15 protein-coding genes and 1 tRNA gene are annotated in these 16789 nt (G+C 47.7%); 8 read left to right on the forward strand and 8 right to left on the reverse strand.

Going from position 1 to position 16789, the window contains the following annotated elements; translation table 11 throughout:
* Positions 1-34 precede the first annotated feature (34 nt).
* Positions 35-1531, forward strand: coding sequence for a SulP family inorganic anion transporter (locus tag ACN083_RS08230; protein ID WP_419102359.1), 1497 nt, complete (start codon positions 35-37; stop codon positions 1529-1531).
* A 157-nt stretch (positions 1532-1688) separates the two neighbouring features.
* On the opposite strand, the gene ACN083_RS08235 is transcribed toward ACN083_RS08230, so the two are convergent.
* The 3 genes from ACN083_RS08235 to ACN083_RS08245 all read right to left on the reverse strand — a co-directional run bounded on the left by ACN083_RS08235 (position 1689) and on the right by ACN083_RS08245 (position 4680).
* On the reverse strand, positions 1689-1916 hold the full coding sequence (locus ACN083_RS08235; protein ID WP_419102360.1) for a hypothetical protein: 228 nt from the start codon (positions 1914-1916) through the stop codon (positions 1689-1691).
* A 353-nt stretch (positions 1917-2269) separates the two neighbouring features.
* On the reverse strand, positions 2270-3532 hold the full coding sequence (locus ACN083_RS08240) for a glycoside hydrolase family 76 protein (RefSeq protein ID WP_419102361.1): 1263 nt from the start codon (positions 3530-3532) through the stop codon (positions 2270-2272).
* Positions 3533-3615: 83 nt separating this feature from the next.
* Positions 3616-4680, reverse strand: a complete 1065-nt coding sequence (locus ACN083_RS08245; protein WP_419102362.1) for a pseudouridine synthase — start codon at positions 4678-4680, stop codon at positions 3616-3618.
* A 148-nt stretch (positions 4681-4828) separates the two neighbouring features.
* Between ACN083_RS08245 and ACN083_RS08250 the strand changes: the two genes are divergently transcribed.
* Complete coding sequence (locus ACN083_RS08250; protein ID WP_419102363.1) at positions 4829-5419, forward strand: malonic semialdehyde reductase; 591 nt, start codon at positions 4829-4831, stop codon at positions 5417-5419.
* Positions 5420-5461: 42 nt separating this feature from the next.
* Here ACN083_RS08250 and ACN083_RS08255 read toward each other — a convergent pair whose 3' ends face one another.
* From ACN083_RS08255 to ACN083_RS08265, 3 genes are all read right to left on the reverse strand, one after another.
* The gene (locus ACN083_RS08255; protein WP_419102364.1) at positions 5462-6406 is read right to left on the reverse strand and encodes a DUF4232 domain-containing protein; all 945 of its coding nucleotides are present in this window, start codon (positions 6404-6406) and stop codon (positions 5462-5464) included.
* A gap of 1 nt (position 6407) precedes the next feature.
* Positions 6408-6728 (reverse strand): 2Fe-2S iron-sulfur cluster-binding protein, encoded by a 321-nt coding sequence (locus ACN083_RS08260; protein WP_419102365.1) that lies wholly within the window; start codon positions 6726-6728, stop codon positions 6408-6410.
* Between the two features lie 212 nt (positions 6729-6940).
* Positions 6941-7016 (reverse strand) — tRNA-Arg (locus tag ACN083_RS08265).
* A gap of 446 nt (positions 7017-7462) precedes the next feature.
* Here ACN083_RS08265 and ACN083_RS08270 point away from each other — a divergent pair.
* Positions 7463-9325: a phosphoenolpyruvate carboxykinase (GTP) gene (locus ACN083_RS08270; RefSeq protein ID WP_419102366.1), complete on the forward strand. Its 1863-nt coding sequence runs from the start codon at positions 7463-7465 to the stop codon at positions 9323-9325.
* Positions 9326-9552: 227 nt separating this feature from the next.
* A complete protein-coding gene (locus ACN083_RS08275) occupies positions 9553-11040 on the forward strand; it encodes a sugar ABC transporter ATP-binding protein (RefSeq protein WP_419102367.1) in 1488 nt (495 codons plus the stop codon).
* 120 nt (positions 11041-11160) lie between these two features.
* On the opposite strand, the gene ACN083_RS08280 is transcribed toward ACN083_RS08275, so the two are convergent.
* Complete coding sequence (locus ACN083_RS08280) at positions 11161-11529, reverse strand: hypothetical protein (RefSeq protein WP_419102368.1); 369 nt, start codon at positions 11527-11529, stop codon at positions 11161-11163.
* 355 nt (positions 11530-11884) lie between these two features.
* Between ACN083_RS08280 and ACN083_RS08285 the strand changes: the two genes are divergently transcribed.
* Both ACN083_RS08285 and ACN083_RS08290 read left to right on the forward strand, forming a co-directional pair.
* Positions 11885-12337 (forward strand): RrF2 family transcriptional regulator, encoded by a 453-nt coding sequence (locus ACN083_RS08285; protein ID WP_419102369.1) that lies wholly within the window; start codon positions 11885-11887, stop codon positions 12335-12337.
* 138 nt (positions 12338-12475) lie between these two features.
* A complete protein-coding gene (locus ACN083_RS08290) occupies positions 12476-13669 on the forward strand; it encodes a globin domain-containing protein (protein ID WP_419102370.1) in 1194 nt (397 codons plus the stop codon).
* An 86-nt stretch (positions 13670-13755) separates the two neighbouring features.
* Here the strand turns inward: ACN083_RS08290 and ACN083_RS08295 are convergent, their stop codons facing one another.
* The gene (locus ACN083_RS08295; protein WP_419102371.1) at positions 13756-15159 is read right to left on the reverse strand and encodes a phosphomannomutase/phosphoglucomutase; all 1404 of its coding nucleotides are present in this window, start codon (positions 15157-15159) and stop codon (positions 13756-13758) included.
* Between the two features lie 115 nt (positions 15160-15274).
* On the opposite strand from ACN083_RS08295, the gene manA reads away from it, so the two are divergent.
* On the forward strand, positions 15275-16477 hold the full coding sequence (gene manA / locus ACN083_RS08300; RefSeq protein WP_419102372.1) for a mannose-6-phosphate isomerase, class I: 1203 nt from the start codon (positions 15275-15277) through the stop codon (positions 16475-16477).
* Positions 16478-16511: 34 nt separating this feature from the next.
* Positions 16512-16781: an ACT domain-containing protein gene (locus ACN083_RS08305; RefSeq protein ID WP_419102373.1), complete on the forward strand. Its 270-nt coding sequence runs from the start codon at positions 16512-16514 to the stop codon at positions 16779-16781.
* Positions 16782-16789: the final 8 nt, after the last annotated feature.

The following is a 16789-nucleotide window of genomic DNA, read 5'->3' on the forward strand; positions in this document are numbered from 1 at the left end:
AATATTCTGTCACCACCAACCGGCAAAAGAGAGCATGCACACCACACCCCACCCCGCACTAAGCCCCACACAACGTGGAGCAACACTCACCGTCCTCAAACACCCCAAACTCTTACTCATCGAAATACTCGCCGGCCTTGTCACCGCGTTAGCGCTCATCCCCGAAGCACTCGCATTCTCCGTCGTCGCCGGAGTAGACCCGCAAGTTGGGCTCTTCGCCTGCTTCACCATGGCAACAACTATCGCCATAACTGGTGGACGTCGCGCCATGATATCCGGCGCAGCAGGATCTACCGCCCTCGTTATCGCACCACTTATGGCAACCCACGGATTGCCCCACCTCATTGCAGCAGTGCTCCTTGCCGGAGTTCTTCAAATACTTCTAGCAGTTTTCGGTGTCGCTAAACTCATGCGTTTTATTCCGCGCCAAGTCATGGTCGGCTTCGTCAACGCGCTCGCTATCCTGATTTTTTCTTCTCAACTACCACAGCTCATCGACGTGCCTTTCGCCGTCTATCCGCTAGTTGTTGTTGGACTCATCATTGTGTTTGGTCTCCCTAAAATCACCACAACTATTCCAGCGCCTCTCATCGCTATTATTCTTCTCACTGCGGTGACAATATACGCGGGTATTAAAGTGCCTACTGTCGGTGAATATGGCGATCTTCCACATTCATTGCCGGTATTGAGCGTTATCGACGTACCGCTCACTGTAGAAACTCTTAAAACCATTTTCCCTTTTGCGCTTGCTATGGCATTTGTGGGTTTGGTCGAATCCCTCATGACCGCAAAACTGGTCGATGATATTACGGACACTCATTCCAATAAAACCCGTGAATCATGGGGACAGGGCGTGGCGAATATCGTTACTGCAGCCTTTGGCGGTATGGGAGGATGCGCCATGATTGGGCAAACCATGATTAACGTTAAAACAGGTAACGCTCGTTCACGTGTTTCTACTTTCTGTGCAGGAATTTTTGTTTTGGTGCTCTCTGTTGTTCTTGGAGATATCGTTGCGAGAATTCCTATGGCTGCGCTTGTTGCTGTCATGATTCTTGTTGCTATTAGTACATTTAACTGGCATTCCGTACGCTGGAGCACCCTTAAAGCTATGCCACGAGCAGAGACCGCCGTCATGCTGATGACGGTGCTTGTTACTGTCGGTACGCATAATCTTGCTCTTGGTGTTGGTGTCGGTATTCTTGTTGCGATGGTTCTTTTTGCGAGACGTGTTGCCCATGTGGTCACGGTGGAGCGTGCTGTGCAGGGCGAAGATACTGTAACGTACAGTGTCAATGGCCCGTTGTTCTTCGCCTCATCAAACGACTTGTACTACCAGTTCTCGTATAGTGATGATCCCAAGAATATTGTGATTGATTTGAGTAATTCTCATGTGTGGGATGCTTCTACTGTTTCAGCATTAGATTCCATTATTTTTAAGTATGAGACTCTTGGGAAAACAGCAACAGTTTTTGGTCTCAATGAGATGAGCCACGGAATGAATAACCGTCTTAGCGGAAAACTTGGCTAACGAAAGAAAATGACAAGAGTTAAATCTTAGCTGCCTCAGATTCTTCTGGACGCTCCTACGGGAAAAATGTGAAGACATCTCGAAAGAAACACTCAGTGCGTGACTTCTCAACAAAAGTCACGCACTGACACTAACGATGCGATGAAAAAATCAACTACTATTTCTGGGTCTTCTTACCCTTAGTAGAGTGTGAATCTTTCCAGATGTGCCATGCTAGGCTAACCAAAAAAGTCACCATACCAAAACAATAGGTAACCCAGAATTCTTTTGAAATTCCTGCCCATCCGCTGGTAAAGAGTTCCCCTCCACTGAGCACTAACGCAATAGGTAATGGCATGAATAATAAAACTGCTACAGTGACAAGAAAAGCAACGAACTTATCCATGTGTTTATCCCCTTTACTTTAGGCGTCCTCGCAATATGCTTTAGAAGCCCATCAAGAAAGACCTTATGAGCAGTATCTCTGCCCATAAAATTGCACCTTTTGAAGCGCAAATCATTAATTTTTTTATACTACAGTCTTATACAAAACAAAACAACGGGCCATACAAGAAGTTCTCCTATTTCATCTTGTTAAAATACCCCACATCACACTCTCGCCCCACCTTCCTTGAAGATAGAACAAAGCTCAAAGAACGTGATTTACAGAATATCCACACAATGACGTTCGCCGAGATGATTTTTGTAAGAAAATACAAATTACTTTTAAAGCACCACTACTCAAAATGAGTGTAAAACTTATTGTTCTAACACCCGTGCAGCAGCCTCAAGAATCATCCACCCCTGAAGCTGAGACGACAGTTCCACCGGAGCACCAGGCACTAACGTTTGCGAAGAATGTTGAAGAATATCCGGAGAGAAAAGAACGACCGGCTCCCCACGAATCTCACGAACATCAATTCCCGCCTCATTGACCGGCAATGTTGGATCAAATTCTCTTCTGCCTTCCCACAAAACTTCTGCTGTATGAACCACTAAATCACCAGCAAGAGAACGAGAAGATTCTTTAACGTTGGCAGAGAGCGCAACCTGAGCCAAATATCGGACAAGAATACCGGTAAACAGGCCACCATCACCATCTTTGCCTGTGCGAAGAATCCTCAAACGTTCCGTATCAGAAATATCAAAATCCTCTGTAAAATGTTCGACTATTCCCTCAAGCAAAGCGGAAATATGGTCTTGAACTTTATCCGGTAAAGGCATACCCACACCGTGAATTTCAAGAAGAGCCGACAAAATAGGGCCCTGATTATACGAAAAGAGAGAATCTTCTAGTTGAGACTGCTCGGAAAGAATCTTAATACCATCAAGATATGCACGACGCTGTTCATCCCACAAATTCTCTTGAAGCCAATCAACAAGAGCACGCGCCTGATCGTGCTGATGTGCCCGTGCAAAAGCTAGAGCTGCAGGAGCCGTCGCCGGAGTATTTTTAAAATCATGGTCAGTAGACCAAAACATTCCACCACCAAGATGGTCCGTAGCACCTCGACGTAACGCCTTAAAAAGTTGCACCCCTGCATCTTGTGCTGGCATATACCCGCGACCATACAACAGCTCAGATAACGCATTCATACGCCCCACAGCGAGAGCAAGCCACGCCATATCGTCGTAGAAAGTATTCGTGTAGAGACCAAAATTTCTAGCCCGAATACCGCGTAAAATCTGTTGAGAACGTTCAAACCATCTCGTCGCCTGTGAAGAATCCATATGTCGATGAGCGCGGAATGACGCATCAAGAGCACAATCCAAGAAATGTGCCTGCCACCAAAAATGCCAATGCGTCAAACGTTCTTTAACTGAACGGCAATCAGGCACCTGAGGAGCCCCCAAAAGAGTACCAGGAATGGATAATGCACGCTGAGCAAAAAAGTGTAATACCGAAGAACCAGCAGTTTCAGCCCGCATGCTCATAGTTTGAGCATACTCAGCTTTTAGCTGGCGACTTTCGGCCTCTGAAATCTCATAACGATGCGACTTGCGACTAGGTGCCTGCTCCATATATCTCCTTCAGTGAGAGAAACCCAATAACCGAGTACGAAGAAAAGTCTAAACCTTTACCGTTCCCTCAGTACTGACCCTAACTATTGGGCTAAAGCCAAAGTTCGTGAACTCGTGACGACAAGATCTTCTCCCGTTAGCGGGTGTCTAAGAGAAATCCTCTTGGCAAGTAACTGTAGCGGTAAATTCTGTTCATCAGGAAACTCATGACACACCGTAGGGTAGAGAGTGTCACCAAGAATAGGGGCACCTAAAAGGAGCATATGGGCACGTAACTGGTGAGTTTTACCACTATGAGGTTTCAGGCGATATACCCCATAAAGATTACGCGAGTTAGGGGCTACAAGACGAGGATTATGCTCCAGTCTCAGCTGATGAAGCTGCTCCGTCGAATAGTGAATACTTCGAACTAACTCAACCTCAGAGAGCGCATTAGGCTCAAGTCCTAGACTCAGACACTGCTGTTCAGAATGCTGAATAACTTGAACCTGCTGACGATTTTTAACGATGTGACTACGTACCACCTGCCATGGGGAACCCGAACCCTCCAACTGAGGAATCAGCGGGGCAACTGCCTCATACTCTTTGACAATGCGGTGGCTCTGAAACAACGTCTGAAAAGGGCCACGGCTCTGCGGAACCTTTGAAAAAACCAAAACACCCGCCGTCGCTCTATCTAAACGATGCACCGGCGAAAGTAACGGATTCTGATGCTGAACCCGCAATTTGGTTAACGCTGTTTGCGCAACAAACATCCCACGAGGAGTGGTGGGCAAAAAATGTGGTTTATCAACGACAAGAATCCACTCATCCTCATAAAGAACAGGAATATCATCAGGTAATTGAGGTTCTTGAGACAGTTCACGGTAATACCAAATTGTTAAACCGCCTTCAAAAGGCGCATCGACAGGTAAGGGCACTCCGTCCCCAGCGACAACCTCTCTACGGTGAAAGAGCCGGTTAACAACCTCTGGCGTATCAGGATAAAAACGAGCAATAAGATACTGCGCAATGGTGGGGGTAGGGGTATCTACCCGCGCACGTAAATCTTCGGGAAACTCGAGGGGGAGTCTGAGCGAGATAGGGTCAATGCCCAGACGCTGAGGCAGTGGTTTAGTAAGAAGACGTCTACGACTTCGACCAGCCATGAACACCACACTTTGACATATGAGACACACAAAGAAACAAAAAGATAACACCAACGATAACGTAAAGAACCCCAACAACCCCTTTTATGAGAGGAGAAGAAAAGTTTATGCTTAGTAGCAATTAATTCGTTAGTTCAAGAGGATCATCATGACACTAGAACCCCTCGATACAGAAACTCTTCATAAAATCTTTGTGCAACCGCGCACCGCATACCGGTTCACTCATCAAGAGGTTACTGAAGAACAGCTACGTACAATATATGACCTCACAAAAATGGGGCCGACAGCCTTTAACTCTCAACCTTTGCGCCTGACCTTTTTGAGAAGCACCACTGCCCGAGAACGTCTGCTACCTCATGTAGCGCCGTCAAACCAGCCGCAGATTCAGCAAGCGCCTGTGAGCGCTATCCTCAGTTTTGACACCTGTTGGGTTGACAAATTTGAGCAATTTAACCCGTCGATGGCGCATGCTGCGCAAAAGTTCTCACGAGAAGAATCACGCCTTCATTCTGCTGAACAATCAGCAACACTTTCTGCAGGATATCTTATCACTGCTATTCGTGCGCTCGGATTATCTGCTGGGCCAATGACCGGCGCAAACTTCTCTGCTATCAACCAGGAGTTCTTCCCAGACGGAAAGCAACGTGCCTTTATGATCGTCAACATCGGGTATAGTACGCCAACCCCGTACAAACGAAATCCACGTTTTAGTTTTGAGGAAGTTGCAGAGATTCTTTAACTTTCATCTAGCTGGCAGGAATAGGTGCCAGCTAGATGAATCTTATGAGGAGCTGGCGCCTATCTGCCCAATGCTAAGCTGCGCGACAGAATCATTGGAGCATGCTTCTGCTGGAAATTTCAACACTAACGAGTTTGAAGTTCCAGGGATGTGCACACGATAACCGGCAGCTGTTGTTGGTTGGCACATTTGTTCGCTATAAAGACCGGCTCGGGTTTCTCTAAGAATTGCTGTTGCAGACTCCTGAGAACGTAAGACCTTACCTGAACTTGTCCATTCTCCAGCTGGTACCGCGCTTGCCCCAATCTGGTGCCCATTTGCATCTACATAGTTCACGCCTGGGTAACCGCTAAGAGAGCACGGAGTTGTGCCGGTGTTGCTGAACGTCAAACTAATATAACGAGAACCGGCAGCACCAGCACCGGGGTTTGCTTGAGCGTCGATACGGATATGCCCATAATCGCAGGTAGGGGTACTTGCTGTAACTGGCGCTGTTGAAGCTGGCGCCGGAACAGCAGGCTCAGGGCGTGCACTCTGGGACGTTGCGTTAGATTCACCGCGGGTAGGTTGAGCAGCTATAGGAGGTTCTGGAGGAACTGTAATAACCGTTCCACGTGGAACAGGAGGCTCACTGTACTCTGTAACCGGTGGCTGTTGAGTTGGGGTGAGAGGGCTTTCTGGCTCTCGTGCAGGTGCTGATGATTGAGTATTCTGTACGTTTTCTTCAGATTTTGCTTCAGATTCACTCGATGATGGAGCAGAAGAAGGGTTTACTGTCGCAGATTCTGCTGTGGGGTTCGGACCAGCTGCTTTTGGTGTAGCCGTTGGAGCGGAAGCAGAAGAAGTAGAGGCGGGGGCGGAAGTCTCTGCTGAAGGGGTAGGCGCAGAAGAATGATGTTGCGGGCTTTGTGAGCACGCATTGAGTGCGAATAGCCCGATTGCTAAGTAAGGAAGAAATCTTGTGGTGGGGGAACTGAAGATTTTCATATCACATCCCAGGTTTAAGTGTTATCGTTGCGCCGTCCATGCCTTCTGCATATTCGGCTTGGCAACATAGTCGAGAGTATTCATTTGCGACGTCATCTACCATGTCAAGAAGGTCTTCTTCTGCTTCGGTGCGTTCACCAGATGCTTCAAAGTGTTCTGGGTCGATGAAGGCGTGGCAGGTTGCGCATGAGGCGTTTCCGCCACAGGTTGCTAGCACGGGGAATTGATTGGCAAGAAGTGCGTCAAGTAGTGTTTGGTCTTCTTCCCACTCTGCTGAGCGGGTTTCTCCGTTTTCGTCGGTGACGTTGATGTTGATGCTCATATGCGGTGTACTCCTTGGATGACGTTGGTATGTTTTGGTCTTGTGCTGATGGAACGCTCTTAGATTAACTATTATTCCTATTTATTCTGTGTTGTGCGTAGTAGGTGTGAGAAAATACTCCATAAATATGGTGTGTAGAGCGTTCTTCTATGTTGTTATGAAGCTGATGATAAAAATAAAACCCGATTCCTAAGAACCGGGTTTATTTTCCGTGGTGCGCCCGAAGGGATTCGAACCCCCAACCTTCTGATCCGTAGTCAGATGCTCTATCCGTTGAGCTACAGGCGCATGTTTCTCGGCTTGGTTCTGAACCCTTGCCGTTGCAACAGGTAATACTTTACAGAGTCTTCTGGTAAAAAGACAAATTAAAAACGAGTGACGCTTATCTCATTATAGGCAAGTCGGGTATCGACGTGGGGTAATGGTCACTTTTTTCTAAAAAACACAGCTTCTGACGAGCGAAAACTATTTTGGTACGGATAAATCCAACATGATTGGAGAAAAACGTGTAATTACACAAGCGCCACAAAACCCAGACGATACTCTTGGTCTATCACGATGAGGTGAGCAACCTTTGGTTGTTTGGCTCCTAAACCTTGCGCGGTACAGTACCGTCTGCACAAAGATTTAGGAGCTTTTGGCGTTTATCGCACAAAAACCAACACAACCAAGGGGCGTTGTTTCAGCACATCGAGGTACTGAAACCATCAACACACTAAAAGGGGAAGCTCCTAATGAGCAACAAACATCAAAACACCGAGGAAAACGCTCTCAACACAGCCGTACCAGAACAGCTAGAGAACGCACCAACCACCTACACCGATATCATCGACTGGGTTCGAGATATTGCACAGATGACACAACCTAAAAATACCCACTGGGTTGACGGAAGCGAAGAAGAATACAACCGCTTAGCGTCAGAACTTGTCGAAGCCGGAACTTTCATTCGACTCTCTGACCACGAATTCCCTAACTCCTACGCCGCTTTTTCTGACCCTGACGACGTCGCCCGAGTTGAAGAACGAACCTTCATCTGCTCAGAAACCGAACAAGGAGCAGGAGCCACCAACAACTGGCGCGACCCCGCACAAATGCGCGAACTCATGAGCAAACTATACGCCGGCTCCATGCGCGGACGCACCATGTACGTTATTCCTTTTGTCATGGGTTCACTCGATGCAACCGAACCAAAATACGGTATTGAAATCACCGATTCTGCCTACGTCGTATGCTCCATGCGCATTATGGCCACTATCGGTACAGCCGTCCTCGATAAACTCTCTGCAACACAAGGGTTCTTCGTCAAAGCACTTCACAGCGTCGGCGCACCCTTAGAGGACGGCCAAACAGACGTGCCGTGGCCATGCAACCCAGAAAAGTACATCGTCCAGTTCCCCGAAACTCGAGAGATCTGGTCCTTTGGCTCTGGCTACGGCGGAAACGCCCTCCTCGGTAAAAAATGCTATGCACTACGTATAGCGTCCGCTATGGGGCGAGACGAAGGATGGATGGCAGAACATATGCTCATCCTCAAAGTCACCAACCCCGAACAGAAAACCCACTATCTGGCGGCAGCCTTCCCATCAGCTTGCGGAAAAACAAACTTTGCAATGATGGAGCCAACCATCGAAGGCTGGAAAGCTGAAATGATCGGCGACGACATCTCATGGATTACCTTCAACGAAGACGGTAAGCCCCACGTCGTCAACCCCGAAGCGGGAATGTTTGGTGTTGCTCCTGGTACTGGTTGGAGCACCAACCCTAATGCAATGCGAGCTATCGCTAAAGGCAACACTATCTTTACCAACGTTGCTCTCACTGACGACAACTCTGTCTGGTGGGAAGGAAAAACTGAAGATGTGCCAGAACACCTCACGGACTGGCGCGGTGAGTCATGGACTCCTGATTGTGGGCGTCCGGCAGCTCACCCGAACTCTCGTTTCTGCACCCCTATTGAACAGGTTGATATGTTGGCACCTGAATTTAGCGAACCTGACGGTGTTCCGTTGAGCGCTATTATTTTTGGTGGACGACGTAAAACAACGGTGCCACTTGTTTCTCAAGCGCGCACATGGGAAGAAGGTGTCTTCCGCGGTGCAACGCTATCGTCCGAGACCACTGCTGCGGCAAAAGGTGCAGTAGGTGTGGTGCGTCGTGATCCTATGGCGATGTTGCCTTTTATCGGTTACAACGTCAACGACTACTTCGCTCATTGGCTTGCTCTAGGAGAAAAGCACGGCGAAGAGAACATGCCCAAAATCTACTATGTGAACTGGTTCCGTCGCACACCTGATGGAGGTTTCGCGTGGCCTGGTTTTGGTGAGAACTCTCGCGTTGTTAAATGGATTTTTGACCGTCTTGAAGGAAAAGCTCACGGCGAAGAGACTGCTTTAGGTATTGTGCCGGGTGTAGAAGATATCGACACCGATGGTCTGGATATTACAGAAGACCAAATGCATGCGGCGTTGGCTGTTAATCCCGAAGAATGCCGTGAAGAACTCGAAAGTATCGATCGGTGGCTTGAAAGCTTAGGGGAAGGTCTTCCCGATGCGATTAAAGCTCAGCGTCGTGCTTTTGCTGAGCGCATTGGAAAGTAATATCAGCAATATATGAGCGTCATATCAGAAATGGCAGTGATGTGTTCATACACATTACTGCCGTTTTTGATGTTTTAAGAGGCGCAGTGCAATATAATTACCTAATTGACACTAATTACTATTAGTATCTTTATTTGGGGAAAGTATTCTAGGAATCTCATAAGAGATTCTTGATACTTTACATAAAGTATTGTCGCCGCATTATTTCTTTCGGAGGGTAAGCAACGGTGGAGAACCTGCTCAGCGTTAGAGGATTAACTAAGAAGCATGATCACCTTCTCGCATTGAAGGGCGCCGATTTTGACGTCGCCAGAGGTGAGGTTCTAGGCTTACTCGGTGAGAACGGCGCTGGAAAATCAACGTTAATATCTATTCTTGGTGGCTGGGACGTTGCCAGCTCTGGCACTATGACACTCGCCGGAGAGCCTTATAACCCTAAAACCCCAGATGAAGCGCTTGCTTGTGGTGTTGGGTCTATCCGCCAGAAATTCAAAGTTGATCCTGAACTAACTGTTGCTCAAGCTATTTTCCGTGCGACATTCCACGCTGATAAATCTGAAGAAGAACAGAACGAGCGTGCCCAAAAACTTCTTGATGACGCTGGTCTGTCTATTGACCCCACCACAAAGATGGGTGAACTGGTTCGCGCTGAACAAGCTCTCATTGAGGTTGTTCGTATGGAAGCAGAAGAAACTCAGCTGGTGCTCATGGATGAGGTAGCAGCAACCTTTAACGACTACGAAATCTATCAGTTCCACGAGATTACTCGTCGTCTCGTAGCAGAGGGACGTTCCGTCATTTACATTACGCACCGTCTTGACGAGATTCGTTCATTGGCTGATCGTGCCGTCATTTTAGATAATGGAATTATCTCTCACGAGATTTCCCCTAATATGATGAGCTCTCAAGAGATTGCCTTTAAGATGTTCCATCGTGAAATTCCTATGGGGCAGCGCCCTGAAGAATTTTCTGGCGAGTATGAGAAGCTTCAGGTTGAAGGCCTAAACGGTGCAGACGGTTTCTTGAAAGATGTGACATTCTCCGTTAATAAGGGAGAGGTTCTTGGTCTGACAGGTCTTCGTCGTTCTGGTATTAACGAGGTAGCAGCCGCTCTCGTCGGTGTTGATCAAAAAGCTACTTTTAAGACGCTAAAAATCAACGGTGAAGATGTTACTTTGGGAAACCCCGAAGCCTCTGTTTCGTATGGTATTGGTTATCTTTCCGACGATGACGATGAGCTAGGCATCGCTAATGAGCGTTCTATCGCAAAGACGCTCATGGAATCTGCTGGTATTGAAAGCAATGCAGAGGGTTTCTTACACGAGGTTTCTGCTCTTCGTGAGGTTGCTGACCAAATCCAGAAGCTTCATATCAAGACCACTAACATTCAAAGTGAAGTCGGTAAACTTTCTGGCGGTGATCAACAGAAGGTTGCGCTCGCTCGGTGGATGACTACTGACTGTGAGATTCTGATTCTTAACCACCCCACTCGTGGCATTGATGTGAGCGCTAAATCTGAAATTTACAAGATGCTTAAGGAACTCACAGAAAAAGGCACCTCGATTATTCTGATTGGTTCGGATATGTCTGAATTGATTGAGCTGTGCAACCGTATCGCTGTGATGCACGACGGCAAGTTGGTGTCTATTCAGAGTAATGAAGAAGCTACTGAAGATACGTTGATGGAAGCTGCTATCGGCGACGACGAGCTTTAAATAATATTTGGGGTCTACCTTTGAAAGGTAGACCCCAAATATTATTTAAAGAATAAGGGTGTATCGTTTCGTGTGACGAGACGATACACCCTTATTTCGTACCTCTAGAAACGAAGAAGTTTAGAGGGAAATGCGTGAAGCAATGCTGTTGAGCTTGTGGCGTGCAAGTGCCAAGTTAGCGGTGTTGCGGTCAAGTACGAGGTAAACGAAAAGACCTGAAGTCTCAGAAGCGTTGAGTACGTTCACGAGGTGGTACTGGCTAGAGAGGGTAATCATGATGTCTTCAATGTTTCCGCCAAGGCCAAGGTCGGTCATGGTCTTGAGCTTTGCGCGAACTACGTTAGAGTTACCTGCTGCAGCAACGGTCAAATCAAAACCGGGAGCACCGCCAGAAGCGAGGGCCATACCAGAAGAAATATCAACAAGTGCTGCACCGGAAGCGCCCTCGATGGAGAGGAGTTCCTGAATTGAGGATTCTAGAGAGGACATTGAAATCCCTTTCTTAGTTTCGAGTGAAAAAAAGTCTATTGCGTTGTTGCCGAAGATCCTTGATGTATCGGGCATACCCGCCACACGAGGTTCGTGCAAGTAGATTCACTGAGGAATCTTAAAATGCAAATGCTTTATACATATTACCCCTTGCACAACAAATTAGGGGACACGGTGGGAGTGTCGTTAGCTGAGATAGGAAAACTTTTGACATAAAAAAGGACATTTTTTGGGTTTTATCAGGGTAATAAACACTTCTGTGCCTGAGTGTCAGGGAGTTTTATTCGGGTTTTTCTCTTCTAACAGATACAGTTTTATTGTTGTCTTTTGTGCAAAGTCTATGGGAGGTGAGCGTGTGCGACTTACGGCGTTTTCAGATGTTTCTTTGCGCATCATGATGCTACTTTCTGGCGCTGAGGGGCATCAGCTCTCTACTCAGGCTATTGCTGAAGGGGTAGGAACTCCTTATCACCATGTGACAAAATCAGTTGCTTTCTTAGCTCATCAGGGTTGGGTGCTTTCAAGTCGAGGGCGCGCAGGGGGTGTGAAACTCTCTGAAGAAGGTCGGAAAGTGACGATTGGGCAGTTGTTGCGGCATACTGAGCGCGATAGCCCGATTGTTGAATGTGAAGGTGCAAAAAGTTCTTGTCCGCTTAATACTGAGTGTGATGTGCGTGTTCATTTGGCGCGTGCTCGTCAGGCGTTTTATGAGGTGTTGGACCCTGTTGTTATCTCTTCGTTGCCGACACAAAAGCAATTGCAACCAGTTTTTATTCAACTAGGATTATCGCCTTCTGGTAAGGGGTAATAGCCTTTTTGTTGCGCTATGGCAGGTTGTCTCTTGATTGAGATGACCTGCTTTTTGTTTCCCAATACGTAATTCTTGCATGAAATATGCTAATTTAATAACGGGTTTATACACAACCTGTCACTAAGGAGACATCACATGCTTTCAGAAAAGTCACGCCCCATCATCGAGGCAACACTGGCAGTCGTCGCAGAACGAATGCCACATATCACCCCAGAGTTCTACCGCCGAATGTTTGCCGCACGACCAGACCTCATGGACGGAATGTTCTCACGTTCCTCCCAACTCGAAGGAACCCAACCCCAAGCACTCGCCGGTTCCGTCGTCATCTTCGCAGACTACATCTTCAAAAACCCCGACAAATACCCCGACGAAGTCCTCTCGCGTGTTGCCCACAAACACGCATCCCTCGGACTCCAAGCCGTCGAATACACCACCGTCTACAAATACCTCTTTGAAGCCATCGCCGCAGACCTCGGAGACGCCTGCACCCCAGAAGTAGCCGAAGCCTGGAGCGAAGTATACTGGCTCATGGGCAACGCCCTCATCAACATCGAAAAAGGCCTCTACGCTTCCCAAGCAAATGATGTTATGCACGCCCCCTTCCGCCTCATCAAACGCGTAGAAACCGGCGATAACGTCGTCGACATGACCTTTGAAGCAGCTAACGACGTCCCCCTAACCCCAGCAAAAGCAGGACAATACGTCAGCCTCATCGCAAAAGCTGAAGACGGCCTCAACCAAGCCCGACAATACACCCTGCTACCAGCCGGAGAAAACCAGCGCCGTATTGCAAGTAAACTTGACCCCAACGGTGAAATGACAAAAATTCACCACGCACTCAAAGTTGGAGACATCATCCAGCTCTCCAACCCCTACGGTGACATCACCCTCGGCGGCTTTGGCGACGACGGAAACAGCCCCCTCTATCTCTTCTCCGCAGGTATCGGCATCACCCCTATGATCGCTTTCCTCGACGAAATGGTACGCGAAAACTCCACCCGTGAAGTCGTCCTCGTACATAGCGACCGCACCCCCGAAAGCTGGCCACTACGTGAAGAAGCAGAAAAACTCGTCTCTTCACTGCAGAACGGAAAAATTGTGCGATTCTTTGAAGACTCCCACGACGGAGAACATCAAGGGCGACTAGATATCACCCAACTCGATATCGACCCCAACGCCATGGCATACCTATGCGGGCCTCTTCCCTTCATGAAGAACGCAAGAAGCCAACTCATTGACGCAGGTATCCCCGGTGTTCGTATCCAATACGAAATTTTTGGTCCTGACCAGTGGATGCTTCGCGACACCGCCCGCGCAGCACAACACTAATTCTCTTCCCCTCAATAAAAGAAGCTGCCCTGACGTCCTAAAACGTCAGGGCAGCTTCTTCACTTTAACGTGAACAGAAAAACGACTTAGCCGGCACGTACAATGCTAAGAATCTGATCACGAACACGTTCCATCGTCTGCTGATCCGGAGCTTCCAAATTCAAGCGTAAGAACGGCTCCGTATTAGACGGGCGAAGATTAGCCCACCATCCCTCAGAGCGGTGCTCAAAAGTGGTACCGTCCATGGTCGATACCTCCACAGCGTCGCCCAACGCTTCAACCACACGAGCAATGGTGGCGTCTTTATCAGCAACTTCAGAGTTAATCTCGCCAGAAGCCACATATGGAGAATACTCAGCAGCAATCTGAGAAAGAGAATTCTCTGAAGAACCAAGAACAGCCAAAACATGCATTGCCGCAAGCATGCCAGTATCAGCATTGAAAAAGTCCTTGAAATAATAGTGAGCAGAATGCTCACCACCAAAGACACCATTTTCTTCAGCCATAACAGCCTTAATGAAAGAATGACCCACACGAGTCTTTACGGCGCGAGCGCCCTTCTTCTCCACAAGTTCAGGTACAGCCTTAGACGTAATGAGGTTATAGATAATAACGGGCTCTTCAACGCCTTCAGCTTGCGCACGAGCAATTTCTCGTTCGGCAACAATAGCGGTAATGGCGGAAGGAGAAACCGGTTCACCCTTTTCATCGACGACGAAGCAACGGTCTGCGTCACCGTCAAAAGCTAGACCAATATCAGCACCATGCTCTACAACAGCTTTTTGTAAATCAACGAGGTTTGCTGGTTCTAGCGGGTTAGCTGGGTGATTCGGAAAAGTTCCATCAAGCTCAAAATAGAGTGGAACAATTTCGAGAGGTAGACCAGGAAGAATAGAGTCGCCAAGAACTGCTGGGGTGGTCATTCCACCCATACCGTTACCGGCATCGACAACAACTTTAAGAGGGCGAATATTCGACAGGTCAACGAGATTACGCAGATATTCCGAGTAGTCTTTGAGGACGTCTTTTTCGCTGACAGAGCCAACATTCTCTACCGAAGGAATAGACCCTTCATTGAGGTAGTCTTGGGCACGGTCACGAACATCAAAAAGTCCGGTTTCAGAAGAAATAGGTACGGCACCAGCTTTAGACATCTTCATGCCGTTATATTCCGCTGGATTATGGCTTGCAGTGAAGGTCACGCCAGCAGCATTTTCTACACCACACGCGAAATACAGCTCATCAGTAGAAATAAGGCCAATCTTGATGACGTTTGCCCCACGAGCAGTAGCACCTTCAGCGAACGCTTCGGTGAAGCTCTCGCCAGATGGGCGCATGTCGCTACCGACGAGGACGTTCTGACCAGAAAGTTCTAGAACATCAACGAATGCAGCTGCCGTAGCACGGACAGTTTCTTCAGTAATAGTTTCCCCAACGATGCCGCGAACATCGTACGCTTTAAAGGATGCGGTTAGATCAATTGTATTCACGGGGTTATTCTAACTGTTTCTCACAGTAATACCGGACTATTTTCCTAGGGTATGGCTATAAACACTGAAAAATACTTCTGGCTGATGAAACAATCCCGAGGGTATAGATAAGGATATGATGGACGCTATGGGTGAACTAATACGTTTAGAAAACACAATACAAAATTATGCTTGGGGTTCTTTGACAGCCTTAGCAAAAATGCGAGGAGAAGAAACTCCCTCAACACAACCAGAAGCAGAACTTTGGGTTGGTGCACATGATGCTGCCCCTTCATACGCGTTAATTGGTGAAGACCGCATAGCTCTCAATCAGCTCATCGAACAGAACCCTCAACACTTCTTACCTTCGAATTATGAGGGCACAACTTTTCCATTTCTTTTCAAGATTCTTGCTATTGACGCCCCTCTTTCTATTCAAGTCCACCCAACGCCTGAACAAGCGCTCGCCGGCTATCACGCCGAAAATGAGCAAAATATTCCTGTAGATGCTCCACACCGAAACTATAAAGATGAGCATTCCAAACCGGAGACCGTTATTGCTCTATCTGATATGACGATTCTGACCGGTGTACGTCCTGTTGAAGAGCTACAACATATTGCGCAGGTATTTGACCTTCAGTGGCTTCTACCTCTACTAACAGCACCTAACGATAAAGAACTTCTTGCCGCTATTTTGCGTATGGATACAGCTGACGCGAAGCGTCACCTAGAGGTGACGCTATCTCATACTGCTCAATGGTTAGAACAGAACCCTACTGTTGTAGAGGGTGTCCTTTACGATGTTGCACAGTTGATGCAACTTCTTCAGCAGAAGCACCCTGCCGATATTGGGGCGCTGGTTGCGATGGTGATGAACCTTTTGCACTTGCACCCTGGCGATTCTGCGTATACTCCAGACGGGCAAGTTCATGCGTACGTATCAGGTACAGCGATTGAACTGATGAACCCCTCCGATAACGTCATGAGAGCAGGGCTCACCCCCAAACATATTGATGTTGAAGAGCTCATCCGTATTCTTGCGGTACAACAGGATGCGCCGGTGGTTCAGCGTGCTCAACCTGATGATGACGCTCTTGGGGTGTTTAGCATGTGGGATCCACGATTGAGCGTAACACGCGTTAAACTTTCTCAAGGTCAGAGCGTTTCTTATACCTTTAAAGGTGCTGCTGCAGTGATTGGCACAAGCGGAGAACTGACGATAAACACCCCTAACGTTCAGCTCACTCTCGGTGCTACAGAATCACTGTTACATGCTGGCAGCGATACCCCCACCACTATGAGCGGTGTTGGCGAAGCCTACATCGCCGCATACATATAGACTCAGCTACTGAGCCAAAAGAAAGACCCCCCCCATGAATATCATTTTGACTGTTACCGGACACGACCATCAAGGAATTGTGGCAGCTGTTGCCGCAGAATTGGCAAAGAATCAGGTAAATATTCTCAATATTTCGCAGACTCTCATGGACGATTATTTCACCATGATTTTGCACGGACGTTTCGATGACGAGACTCAAAGTATCCAAGAACTACAAGAGGCTATGCGCAGTGTAGAAGAGGAACAGCGTCTGAAAATTCGTATTCAATCTGAAGCTATTTTCGACGCAATGCACACCCTCTAGGAGTCTGT

The organism is Rothia sp. CCM 9418 (genome assembly GCF_048512825.1).
Lineage (GTDB): Bacteria > Actinomycetota > Actinomycetes > Actinomycetales > Micrococcaceae > Rothia.

Excerpts from the sequence above, each read along its gene's own strand:
- ACN083_RS08230 (WP_419102359.1), top strand. The coding sequence starts at position 35 with ATGCACACCACACCCCACCCCGCACTAAGCCCCACACAACGTGGAGCA.
- ACN083_RS08235 (WP_419102360.1), bottom strand. The coding sequence starts at position 1,916 with ATGGATAAGTTCGTTGCTTTTCTTGTCACTGTAGCAGTTTTATTATTC.
- ACN083_RS08240 (WP_419102361.1), bottom strand. The coding sequence starts at position 3,532 with ATGGAGCAGGCACCTAGTCGCAAGTCGCATCGTTATGAGATTTCAGAG.
- ACN083_RS08245 (WP_419102362.1), bottom strand. The coding sequence starts at position 4,680 with ATGGCTGGTCGAAGTCGTAGACGTCTTCTTACTAAACCACTGCCTCAG.
- ACN083_RS08250 (WP_419102363.1), top strand. The coding sequence starts at position 4,829 with ATGACACTAGAACCCCTCGATACAGAAACTCTTCATAAAATCTTTGTG.
- ACN083_RS08255 (WP_419102364.1), bottom strand. The coding sequence starts at position 6,406 with ATGAAAATCTTCAGTTCCCCCACCACAAGATTTCTTCCTTACTTAGCA.
- ACN083_RS08260 (WP_419102365.1), bottom strand. The coding sequence starts at position 6,728 with ATGAGCATCAACATCAACGTCACCGACGAAAACGGAGAAACCCGCTCA.
- ACN083_RS08270 (WP_419102366.1), top strand. The coding sequence starts at position 7,463 with ATGAGCAACAAACATCAAAACACCGAGGAAAACGCTCTCAACACAGCC.
- ACN083_RS08280 (WP_419102368.1), bottom strand. The coding sequence starts at position 11,529 with ATGTCCTCTCTAGAATCCTCAATTCAGGAACTCCTCTCCATCGAGGGC.
- ACN083_RS08290 (WP_419102370.1), top strand. The coding sequence starts at position 12,476 with ATGCTTTCAGAAAAGTCACGCCCCATCATCGAGGCAACACTGGCAGTC.
- manA (WP_419102372.1), top strand. The coding sequence starts at position 15,275 with ATGATGGACGCTATGGGTGAACTAATACGTTTAGAAAACACAATACAA.
- ACN083_RS08305 (WP_419102373.1), top strand. The coding sequence starts at position 16,512 with ATGAATATCATTTTGACTGTTACCGGACACGACCATCAAGGAATTGTG.